The sequence below is a fragment of the Streptomyces sp. KLMMK genome, from assembly GCF_036961605.1.
Lineage (GTDB): Bacteria > Actinomycetota > Actinomycetes > Streptomycetales > Streptomycetaceae > Streptomyces > Streptomyces telluris.
On record NZ_JBAMDC010000025.1, the window covers coordinates 39708 to 49650 of the forward strand.

Here is a 9943-nt window from a genome sequence, read left to right on the forward strand (position 1 = left end):
GGATTTTGACTGATAAGTATTCGTCGATCCTCAAGACCGTCACCTCTCGCGTGGCAACGTGAGAGGCGCAGGAGGCACCGTGCTCACCGCGTTCGCCCGGGCGTTCAAGACGCCCGACCTGCGCAAGAAGCTGCTGTTCACGCTGGGCATCATGGTGCTCTTCCGACTCGGTGCGCACGTACCGGTGCCGGGAGTCGACTACCGCAATGTCCAGATGTGCATGGACCAGACCAAGAGCGGTCAGGGCCTCTTCGGCCTCGTGAACATGTTCAGTGGTGGCGCGCTGCTGCAGATCACGATCTTTGCGCTCGGGATCATGCCGTACATCACGGCGAGCATCATCCTGCAGCTCCTGACCGTCGTCATTCCACGGCTGGAAGCCCTCAAGAAGGAGGGGCAGTCGGGTCAGGCGAAGATCACGCAGTACACGCGCTATCTGACCGTGGCTCTTGCGATCCTTCAGGGCACCGGCCTGGTCGCCACGGCCCGCAGCGGTGCCTTGTTCGGGGGCTGCACCGTCGGGAACCAGATCGTTCCCAACCAGTCGATCTTCACCACCGTCGTCATGGTCATCACCATGACCGCCGGTACCGCGCTGATCATGTGGCTCGGTGAGCTCATCACCGACCGCGGCATCGGCAACGGCATGTCGATCCTGATGTTCACCTCCATCGCCGCCGGTTTCCCGAGCTCTCTCTGGGCGATCAAGCTCCAGGGCAGCCTGATGGGCGGTTGGCTGGAGTTCTCCCTGGTCATCCTGTGCGGTCTCGCGATGGTCGCGCTCGTCGTCTTCGTCGAGCAGGCCCAGCGCCGGATCCCCGTGCAGTACGCCAAGCGCATGATCGGCCGCCGTTCCTACGGCGGTACGTCCACCTACATCCCGCTCAAGGTGAACCAGGCGGGCGTGATCCCCGTCATCTTCGCCTCGTCGCTGCTCTACATTCCGGCGTTGCTCGTGCAGTTCACCGGCTCCAAGGCGGGCTGGGCGAACTGGATCAACGCCAATCTGGTCAAGGGTGACCACCCGATCTACATGGCCACCTACTTCCTGCTGATCGTTTTCTTCGCCTTCTTCTACGTCGCCATCTCCTTCAACCCCGAAGAAGTTGCCGACAACATGAAGAAGTATGGTGGGTTCATCCCGGGCATCCGGGCGGGTCGTCCCACCGCGGAGTACCTGAGCTACGTGCTGAACCGCATCACGTGGCCGGGCTCTCTCTACCTGGGCCTGATCGCCCTGGTGCCCACGGTGGCACTGGTCACACTCAACGCGAACCAGAACTTCCCGTTCGGGGGAACCAGCATCCTGATCATCGTGGGTGTCGGTCTGGAGACTGTGAAGCAGATCGAGAGCCAGCTTCAGCAGCGCAACTACGAAGGGTTCCTCCGCTGATGCGAATCGTCCTCGTCGGGCCGCCCGGCGCCGGCAAGGGTACGCAGGCCGCGTACCTCGCCAAGAACCTCGCGATCCCGCACATCTCGACGGGCGACCTTTTCCGGGCGAACATCAGCCAGGGCACGCCCCTGGGCCAGAAGGCCCAGGAGTACATGCGGGCCGGCCAGCTCGTGCCGGACGAGGTCACCATCGGCATGGCCAAGGACCGCATGGGCAAGGAGGACGCCGCCGGCGGCTTCCTGCTCGACGGCTTCCCGCGCAACCTGGCCCAGGCCGAGGCGCTGGACGCCATCCTCAAGGCCGGCGGCCTCAAGCTGGACGCCGTCCTGGACCTGGAGGTCCCGGAGGACGAGGTCGTCAAGCGGATCGCCGGTCGCCGGATGTGCCGCAAGGACAGCAGCCACATCTTCCACGTGATCTACAACCCCCCGAAGACCGAGGGTGAGTGCGACACGTGCGGCGGTGAGCTGTACCAGCGCGAGGACGACCGCGAGGAGACCGTCCGCAAGCGGCTGGAGGTCTACCACACGGAGACCGAGCCGATCATCGACTACTACAAGGCCCAGGGCCTCGTGGTGACGATCCCGGCCCTCGGCAAGGTCGCCGAGGTGACGGAGCGGGCGATGGCCGCGCTGGAGCGCGAAGCCGCCTGACATGGCACGTACTACGGCCGCGGTGCCCTTCGGGGCACCGCGGCCGTAGTGTTTGTTTGAGCATTTGGACCGTAAGACCCAGGAAGGCATCCCATGGTCGAGATCAAGACCGCCGAGCAGATCGCGAAGATGCGCGAGGCCGGCCTGGTCGTCGCCGCCGTGCACGCGGCCACCCGGGAGGCGGCCGTCCCCGGTGCCACGACCAAGGACCTGGACGACGTCGCCCGCAAGGTGATCGCCGAGCACGGCGCGAAGTCGAACTTCCTCGGGTACGGCGGCTTCCCCGCCACCATCTGCACCTCGGTGAACGAGGTCGTCGTCCACGGCATCCCGGACACGAAGACCGTCCTCAAGGACGGCGACATCATCTCCATCGACGCCGGCGCCATCATCGACGGCTGGCACGGTGACGCGGCCTTCACGGCCTTCGTGGGCACCGGTCACGCTCCGGAGCTGCTGGAGCTCTCCCGGGTGACCGAGGAGTCCATGTGGGCCGGCATCGCCGCCGTGAAGAACGGCAACCGCCTGGTGGACATCTCCCGGGCGATCGAGGGCTACATCCGCCGCCAGCCCCGCCCGGCCTCCGGGAAGTACGGGATCATCGAGGACTACGGCGGCCACGGCATCGGCTCCGAGATGCACATGGACCCGCACCTGCTGAACTACGTCTCCCGCAAGCGCGGCAAGGGCCCCAAGCTCGTCCCGGGCTTCTGTATCGCCATCGAGCCCATGGTGAGCCTCGGCACGGCCCGTACGCACGTCCTGGAGGACGACTGGACGGTCCTCACGGACGACATGTCCTGGTCCTCCCACTGGGAACACTCCGTCGCCCTGACGGAGGAAGGGCCGCTGGTCCTGACGGCGGTCGACGGCGGCAAGGCGAAGCTGGCGGAATACGGGGTCACCGCGGCTCCGGACCCGCTCGCCCGGGGCGCCGCATAAGGATCACTGCGGCTGGGCAGTCACCCCTGGATTAGTCTTTCGGGTTGCCCTGACGTAGACTGACGCGTCGGCTCTCGTGTATCCGCATGCCTTCGTACCGATGGCACGCACATACGAGAGTTGATCAAGGTAGCCGATTCGAAAGGCGAAGCGTGGCCAAGAAGCAAGGTGCCATCGAGATCGAGGGCACCGTGATCGAGTCTCTGCCGAACGCAATGTTCAAGGTGGAGCTCCAGAACGGTCACAAGGTCCTCGCGCACATCAGCGGCAAGATGCGGATGCACTACATCCGCATCCTTCCGGATGACCGGGTCGTCGTGGAGCTCTCTCCCTACGACCTGACGCGTGGCCGGATCGTCTACCGCTACAAGTAGATCTTGTCGCCGTCCCGCTCGTACGGGGCGACGGCACTGACCCGGAGAACCTCACACCCATGAAGGTCAAGCCGAGCGTCAAGAAGATCTGCGACAAGTGCAAGGTGATCCGCCGCCACGGCCGGGTCATGGTCATCTGCGACAACCTGCGCCACAAGCAGCGCCAGGGCTGACGCAGAACCTGCACTTCGCAGTTTCTTCGCGCGACGCGAGCAAAAACGTACATACGCAGAACCCGTCCAGTGCTCACTGGCGACACCTCCGGCGGGGGCCGGGGACCCGGAACGTACCTAGTACGGCGGCCGGGATCGGTTCTGTGTCAGACCCCCGAGAACATCTGGAGCCATTGAATGGCACGCGTTTCCGGTGTTGACATCCCGCGCGACAAGCGCGTGGAGGTTGCACTCACCTACGTCTTCGGTATCGGCCGCACCCAGTCGCAGGCGACTCTCGCCGCCACCGGTGTGAACCCGAACACCCGCGTTCGTGACCTTCCCGAAGAGGACCTGGTCAAGATCCGCGAGTACGTGGACGCCAACCTCAAGACCGAGGGTGACCTCCGTCGCGAGATCCAGGCCGACATCCGCCGCAAGGTCGAGATCGGCTGCTACCAGGGTCTGCGTCACCGTCGTGGCCTGCCGGTCCACGGTCAGCGCACCAGCACGAACGCTCGTACCCGCAAGGGCCCGCGTCGCGCCATCGCCGGCAAGAAGAAGCCGGGCAAGAAGTAGTCCACAGCGGACGCTGCGGTGCTCCGGGGGGCAACCCCCGGGTCGGCCGCATTCCAGCGGTCTTCGCTGTAGGACCGACCACCTCCCTCCATCAGGAGTAAGACATGCCCCCCAAGGGTCGTCAGGGCGCTGCCAAGAAGGTGCGCCGCAAGGAAAAGAAGAACGTCGCTCACGGCCACGCGCACATCAAGAGCACGTTCAACAACACGATCGTGTCCATCACGGACCCGACCGGCAACGTGATCTCCTGGGCCTCCGCCGGCCACGTCGGCTTCAAGGGCTCGCGCAAGTCCACCCCGTTCGCCGCGCAGATGGCCGCCGAGTCCGCCGCGCGTCGTGCGCAGGAGCACGGCATGCGCAAGGTCGACGTCTTCGTCAAGGGCCCGGGTTCCGGTCGTGAGACCGCCATCCGTTCGCTCCAGGCGACCGGTCTCGAGGTCGGCTCCATCCAGGACGTCACCCCGACCCCGCACAACGGCTGCCGCCCCCCGAAGCGTCGCCGCGTCTGACGCTGCGCGGCTTCGGCTGCTGCCTTGAGGGTCTGGGCGGTACGGCTTCCCTTCCTGGGAGCCGTACCGCCCGTATCCTTGTAATACCTCGGGACATCAAATAGTGGGTGTCCATGACTGAAGGATTCATCGCATGCTGATCGCTCAGCGCCCCTCGCTGACCGAAGAGGTCGTCGACGAGTTCCGCTCCCGGTTCGTGATCGAGCCGCTGGAGCCGGGCTTCGGCTACACCCTCGGCAACTCCCTGCGCCGTACGCTCCTCTCCTCGATCCCGGGTGCGGCGGTCACGTCCATCCGCATCGACGGTGTCCTGCACGAGTTCACCACCGTGCCGGGCGTCAAGGAGGACGTCACCGACCTCATCCTGAACATCAAGCAGCTGGTCGTCTCCTCGGAGCACGACGAGCCGGTCGTGATGTACCTGCGCAAGCAGGGCCCGGGTCTGGTCACCGCCGCCGACATCGCCCCGCCGGCCGGTGTCGAGGTGCACAACCCCGACCTGGTTCTGGCGACCCTGAACGCCAAGGGCAAGCTGGAGATGGAGCTGACCGTCGAGCGCGGTCGCGGCTACGTCTCCGCTGTCCAGAACAAGCAGGTGGGCCAGGAGATCGGCCGCATCCCGGTCGACTCCATCTACTCGCCGGTCCTCAAGGTCACCTACAAGGTCGAGGCGACCCGAGTCGAGCAGCGCACCGACTTCGACAAGCTGATCGTCGACGTCGAGACCAAGCAGGCCATGCGCCCGCGCGACGCCATGGCGTCCGCCGGTAAGACCCTGGTCGAGCTGTTCGGTCTGGCCCGCGAGCTCAACATCGACGCCGAGGGCATCGACATGGGCCCGTCCCCGACGGACGCCGCCCTGGCCGCCGACCTTGCGCTGCCGATCGAGGAGCTCGAGCTCACGGTCCGCTCGTACAACTGCCTCAAGCGCGAGGGCATCCACTCCGTGGGTGAGCTCGTGGCCCGCTCCGAGGCCGACCTGCTCGACATCCGCAACTTCGGTGCGAAGTCGATCGACGAGGTCAAGGCGAAGCTGGCCGGCATGGGCCTGGCCCTCAAGGACAGCCCGCCCGGATTCGACCCGACCGCCGCCGCCGACGCCTTTGGCGCGGACGACGACGCGGACGCCGGGTTCGTGGAGACTGAGCAGTACTAAGAGCTCGGGTCTCACGGCTCGATCTTGGCTGCCGGCCGGTTTCGGCTGGTCGCGCAGTTCCCCGCGCCCCTTACGGGGCGCGGGTCTCCGACGGGCGACCGCCCGCTCGGATACTGACCCCGGTACCTGATACGGCCGGGGCAGACACCTAGGAGAAACACCATGCCGCGTCCCACCAAGGGTGCCCGTCTGGGCGGCGGTGCCGCGCACGAGAAGCTGATGCTGGCGAACCTCGCCAAGTCGCTCTTCGAGCACGGCCGCATCACGACGACCGAGGCCAAGGCCCGCCGCCTGCGTCCGGTCGCCGAGCGCCTGATCACCAAGGCGAAGAAGGGCGACATCCACAACCGTCGCCAGGTGCTGCAGACGATCACGGACAAGGGCATCGTGCACGTGCTCTTCACCGAGATCGCTCCGCGCTTCGCCGAGCGTCCGGGTGGCTACACCCGCATCACCAAGATCGGTAACCGCCGTGGCGACAACGCGCCCATGGCCGTGATCGAGCTGGTCGAGGGCGAGATCGCCAAGAAGGCGACCGTCGCCGAGGCCGAGGCCGCCACCAAGCGTGCGGTCAAGGAGTCCGAGGCTGCCGCCGAGGCTCCGGCCGAGGAGTCGAAGGACGCCTGACAACGCTGATGCGTGTCAGTGACGGGCCCGCCCCTTTCCGGGGGCGGGCCCGTCCCGCATTTCTGAGAGGAACCCCTGGTGAGTGACGAGGTGGCACCCGGTTACGTACGGGTGCGGCTGGACCTTTCGTACGACGGCAAGGACTTCTCCGGCTGGGCCAAGCAGCGCGAGGGCCAGCGCACGGTCCAGGGCGAGCTGGAGGCCGCGATCCGGACCGTGACCCGGTCCAAGGAGACGTACGAGCTGACGGTCGCGGGCCGTACCGACTCCGGAGTGCACGCCCGGGGCCAGGTCGCGCACGTCGACCTGCCGGCCGAGGTATGGGCCGAGCACGAGGAGAAGCTGCTGCGCCGGCTGGCCGGCCGGCTTTCGCACGACGTGCGGGTGTGGAAGGTCGCCGAGGCGCCGGCCGGGTTCAACGCGCGCTTCTCCGCGATCTGGCGGCGCTATGCCTACCGGGTGACGGACCGTCACGGCGGTGTCGATCCGCTGCTGCGCGGTCATGTGCTGTGGCACGACTGGCCGTTGGACGTCGACGCCATGAACGCGGCCTCGAAGGCGCTGATCGGCGAGCACGACTTCGCCGCCTACTGCAAGCGGCGCGAGGGTGCGACGACCATCCGGACGCTGCAGCAGCTGAGTTGGGAGCGGGACGCCTCCGGCGTCATCACGGCGACCGTGCGGGCGGACGCGTTCTGCCACAACATGGTGCGGTCGCTGGTGGGTGCGCTGCTGTTCGTGGGTGACGGGCACCGGCCGGTGGACTGGCCGGGCAAGGTGCTGGCGGCGCGGGTGCGCGATTCGGCCGTGCACGTGGTGCGCCCGCACGGGCTCACGCTGGAGGAGGTCGGCTATCCGGCCGACTCCGAGCTCGCGGCGCGGAACATCGCGGCGCGGAACAAGAGGACGCTGCCCGGCGCGGGTTGCTGCTGACGAAACGCAGGTGGGGCCCGGCGAAAGCCGGGCCCCACCTGCGTTTCGGGGTTAGGCGGGGCAGCTGACCGCCAGGTCGCTGTTGACCGTGAAGTACGGCTTGATGCCGTCGACCTTCGGGTACAGGTCCGTCTTGTTGCGGTCGACGATGTCGCCGACGAGGCGGGCCACCTTGACCGGCTCGCCGTCCGGGGTCAGGCGCAGGGCCAGGTCCCAGACGGTGTTCTCCTCGCCGGTGCCGCGGGCGTGCCGCAGCTCGGCGTAGGGGACGGTCACGCGGAAGGCCGCGCTGCCGACGGCGGTGACCTGCGCGGTGACCTTGTCGGCCGTGTCCGCGCGGGGCGTGGCGACGAGGACCGGCTCGGCGCCGTCGGCGAACTCGGCGCCGTGCAGGGTGCCTTCGACGGTGAGGGCGGTCTCGTCCTGGCGGACGAGGCGGGCCTCGGCGTGGACGGGGCGGTTCCAGGCGCGCAGGGCGAGGAAGCCGTCGACCGTCGGGTAGGGCACCCACCAGGTGAAGGGCGCGTCGGGCAGCGGCTCCAGCTCGACCAGGCCGCGGCCCTCGGCGAGGTGAGAGACGACGCGGCGGCGGGCGCCGTCGTCGCCGCGGACGACGTGGAGGTCCCAGCGGCCCTCGCCCAGGCGCAGCTGCTTGCGGTCGAGGACGGCGGTGTACGGGTCCTTCGGGCCGGCCGGTGCCTTCAGCGGCACGGCGACGGGCTTGCCCTCCTTGCGGCGGGTGACTGTGAGGGAGAGCTTCTCGCCGGAGAGGCCCTTGCGGTCGACGGAGACGAGGATGTTGCCGTCGGCGTCGACGCGGCAGGAGGCGGTGCAGCGCAGCGGCTTGCGGACGATCTCCTTGATCGCGGCCTTCACCGGCGGGGTGGAGGGCTTGGCGACGCCGCGGCGCAGCGGGCGGAGGATCTTGCCGGCGGTGCGGCGCAGCATCTTCGTCAGCGGGACGGGCGCGGGCTTGCGCTCGGCGGTGCCGGAGCCCGCGGGGGCCGCCGCTGCCGGGGCGGAGCCGTCGCGGACCCCGCCGAGGCTCTCGATGAGCTCCTCGTAGCGGCGGGCGATGGCGTCGGGGTGGTAGCGCTCGGCGGAGACGAGGGCGGCCTTGCCCATGGCGTGCCGCAGCTCGTCGTCCTCGATGAGCTTGAGGAGGCCCTTGGCGATGGCGTCGCTGTCGAGGTTGGTGACGAGGAGGCCGTCGTGGCCGTCCTTGATGATCTCGCCGGGGCCGTGCGGGCAGTCGGTGGCGACGACGGGGACGCCGCAGTTCATGGCCTCCACGATCGTCATGCCGAAGGACTCCTCGCGGGAGGTCACGGCGGCGATCGAGCCCTTGGCCCACTCGGTCTCGATGGGGGAGTGGGGGCCCATGAGGGTGATGTGCTCGGTGAGGCCGAGCTGGTCGATCTGCTCGCGCAGCTTCGCCTGCTGGGGGCCGCGGCCGTAGATGCGCAGCTTCCAGTCGGGGCGGGCGGCGGCGACGGTGACCCAGGCCTTGACCAGGAGGTCGTAGCGCTTGACGGGGATGAGGCGGCCGGCGGCGACGACGAGCTTGGCGGTGCCGTCGGAGGGCTCGACCTCGGAGGCGGGGACGCCGTTGGGCAGCGCGACGAGCTTGGTCCTGATGCCGGGGAACTGCTCGCGGTGGGTCGCGGCGTCGGCGTCGGAGACGGCGGTGTGGGCGTCGAGGTGCGGGATGGCGCGGTCCTGGGCGGCGCGGATGTTCGGCTCGTGGGTGCCGTAGATCCGGTGCTCCTGGCCGATCCGCAGGTAGCGCTCCTGCCCGAATTCGGCCAGGTACATGACCAGGCCGGGGCGGGTGGCGACGACGACGTCGGCGTCGGTGCGGGCGAGGTGCTCGGCGACGCGCTTGTCGGTCAGGGCGCTGAAGTGCGCGCCCTTGGCCTCGACGGGCGGGATGTGGGCGCTGTCCTGCTCCAGGAGCGGGTTGTCCCGGTCGGCGCCGGTCTCGGCGCGGGTGTCGATCAGGTGGACCAGCTTCACCTTGCGGTGCAGGGGGAGCTTGGGTGTGCCACCGGTCCTGTGGATGGACACGATCTCCACCTCGTGCCGGGCGGCGAGCGCGCCGGCGACGTTGAAGGTGGAGCGGATCGTGCCGCCGATGCCGTAGGCGTTCTGCAAAAGGAAAGAGATCTTCATGGCGGTGTGTGCGCGGCGTTACGGGCGGCGCGTCCGTCCTTCCCCCTGGCCTGGGTGTACGGGTCTCCCCTGTCGGCCGGATGCTTCTGCGGTCCGGTCCGATCCGTCGGTTAAGACCGTTGGGAGGGATTTCGGTTGCTTGTCGAGGCTACATTGTGGCTTGAGTCACGTCGCTTACGTCAAGGGTGAGATCGTTCTCCGGGTCGAAGACGGGGCGCACGGCGACGGTACCCCGCACCGGGTGTTCCAGGTCGCGCGCGGGGTGCACGTCGGTGCGCTTGCGGTCCACGCCGTCGCCCGTGAGACGGCCGAGCGGGACGGGCGGTTCCGCGGGGGCGGGGCGCAGTTCCAGGCGGTGGACGTCGTGGGCGGTGCCGCGGCGGGCGAACAGCAGGTCGTAGGGGACGGTGCAGCGCAGCCGGAGCCCGGGCAGGGCGGTGAGGCCGCCGT

Annotated in this window: 11 protein-coding genes and 1 pseudogene; 10 read left to right on the top strand and 2 right to left on the bottom strand. The window is 68.3% G+C overall.

Annotation, left to right across the window (positions count from 1 at the left end):
* Positions 1–79: 79 nt before the first annotated feature.
* From secY to truA, 10 genes are all read left to right on the top strand, one after another.
* Positions 80–1393 carry a preprotein translocase subunit SecY gene (secY, locus tag V7793_RS07685; protein WP_058046819.1) on the top strand — a complete coding sequence of 438 codons (1314 nt, stop codon included), beginning with the start codon at positions 80–82 and terminating at the stop codon, positions 1391–1393.
* On the top strand, positions 1393–2049 hold the full coding sequence (locus tag V7793_RS07690; RefSeq protein WP_336003577.1) for an adenylate kinase: 657 nt from the start codon (positions 1393–1395) through the stop codon (positions 2047–2049). Before secY ends, V7793_RS07690 begins: the two co-directional genes overlap by 1 nt.
* A gap of 93 nt (positions 2050–2142) precedes the next feature.
* Positions 2143–2991 carry a type I methionyl aminopeptidase gene (gene map, locus V7793_RS07695; protein ID WP_336003579.1) on the top strand — a complete coding sequence of 283 codons (849 nt, stop codon included), beginning with the start codon at positions 2143–2145 and terminating at the stop codon, positions 2989–2991.
* A gap of 152 nt (positions 2992–3143) precedes the next feature.
* A complete protein-coding gene (gene infA, locus V7793_RS07700) occupies positions 3144–3365 on the top strand; it encodes a translation initiation factor IF-1 (protein WP_003956442.1) in 222 nt (73 codons plus the stop codon).
* A 59-nt stretch (positions 3366–3424) separates the two neighbouring features.
* Positions 3425–3538, top strand: a complete 114-nt coding sequence (gene rpmJ / locus V7793_RS07705) for a 50S ribosomal protein L36 (protein WP_003956441.1) — start codon at positions 3425–3427, stop codon at positions 3536–3538.
* 177 nt (positions 3539–3715) lie between these two features.
* Positions 3716–4096, top strand: coding sequence for a 30S ribosomal protein S13 (gene rpsM, locus V7793_RS07710; protein WP_030368393.1), 381 nt, complete (start codon positions 3716–3718; stop codon positions 4094–4096).
* A 104-nt stretch (positions 4097–4200) separates the two neighbouring features.
* A complete protein-coding gene (gene rpsK / locus V7793_RS07715; protein ID WP_003948617.1) occupies positions 4201–4605 on the top strand; it encodes a 30S ribosomal protein S11 in 405 nt (134 codons plus the stop codon).
* Between the two features lie 133 nt (positions 4606–4738).
* Positions 4739–5761, top strand: a complete 1023-nt coding sequence (locus V7793_RS07720) for a DNA-directed RNA polymerase subunit alpha (protein WP_004946635.1) — start codon at positions 4739–4741, stop codon at positions 5759–5761.
* 162 nt (positions 5762–5923) lie between these two features.
* A complete protein-coding gene (rplQ, locus tag V7793_RS07725) occupies positions 5924–6388 on the top strand; it encodes a 50S ribosomal protein L17 (RefSeq protein WP_030368392.1) in 465 nt (154 codons plus the stop codon).
* 78 nt (positions 6389–6466) lie between these two features.
* The gene (gene truA, locus V7793_RS07730; protein WP_336003583.1) at positions 6467–7321 is read left to right on the top strand and encodes a tRNA pseudouridine(38-40) synthase TruA; all 855 of its coding nucleotides are present in this window, start codon (positions 6467–6469) and stop codon (positions 7319–7321) included.
* Positions 7322–7372: 51 nt separating this feature from the next.
* Here the strand turns inward: truA and V7793_RS07735 are convergent, their stop codons facing one another.
* Both V7793_RS07735 and V7793_RS07740 read right to left on the bottom strand, forming a co-directional pair.
* Positions 7373–9493 carry a glycosyltransferase family 4 protein gene (locus V7793_RS07735; protein ID WP_336003584.1) on the bottom strand — a complete coding sequence of 707 codons (2121 nt, stop codon included), beginning with the start codon at positions 9491–9493 and terminating at the stop codon, positions 7373–7375.
* A gap of 148 nt (positions 9494–9641) precedes the next feature.
* Positions 9642–9943 (bottom strand): annotated as a pseudogene (locus V7793_RS07740) (hypothetical protein); the annotation flags it as partial.

Coding starts and splice junctions, on each gene's coding strand:
- V7793_RS07735 (WP_336003584.1), bottom strand. CDS start 9,493: ATGAAGATCTCTTTCCTTTTGCAGAACGCCTACGGCATCGGCGGCACG.
- rpsK (WP_003948617.1), top strand. CDS start 4,201: ATGCCCCCCAAGGGTCGTCAGGGCGCTGCCAAGAAGGTGCGCCGCAAG.
- V7793_RS07720 (WP_004946635.1), top strand. CDS start 4,739: ATGCTGATCGCTCAGCGCCCCTCGCTGACCGAAGAGGTCGTCGACGAG.
- rpmJ (WP_003956441.1), top strand. CDS start 3,425: ATGAAGGTCAAGCCGAGCGTCAAGAAGATCTGCGACAAGTGCAAGGTG.
- V7793_RS07690 (WP_336003577.1), top strand. CDS start 1,393: ATGCGAATCGTCCTCGTCGGGCCGCCCGGCGCCGGCAAGGGTACGCAG.
- rplQ (WP_030368392.1), top strand. CDS start 5,924: ATGCCGCGTCCCACCAAGGGTGCCCGTCTGGGCGGCGGTGCCGCGCAC.
- map (WP_336003579.1), top strand. CDS start 2,143: ATGGTCGAGATCAAGACCGCCGAGCAGATCGCGAAGATGCGCGAGGCC.
- rpsM (WP_030368393.1), top strand. CDS start 3,716: ATGGCACGCGTTTCCGGTGTTGACATCCCGCGCGACAAGCGCGTGGAG.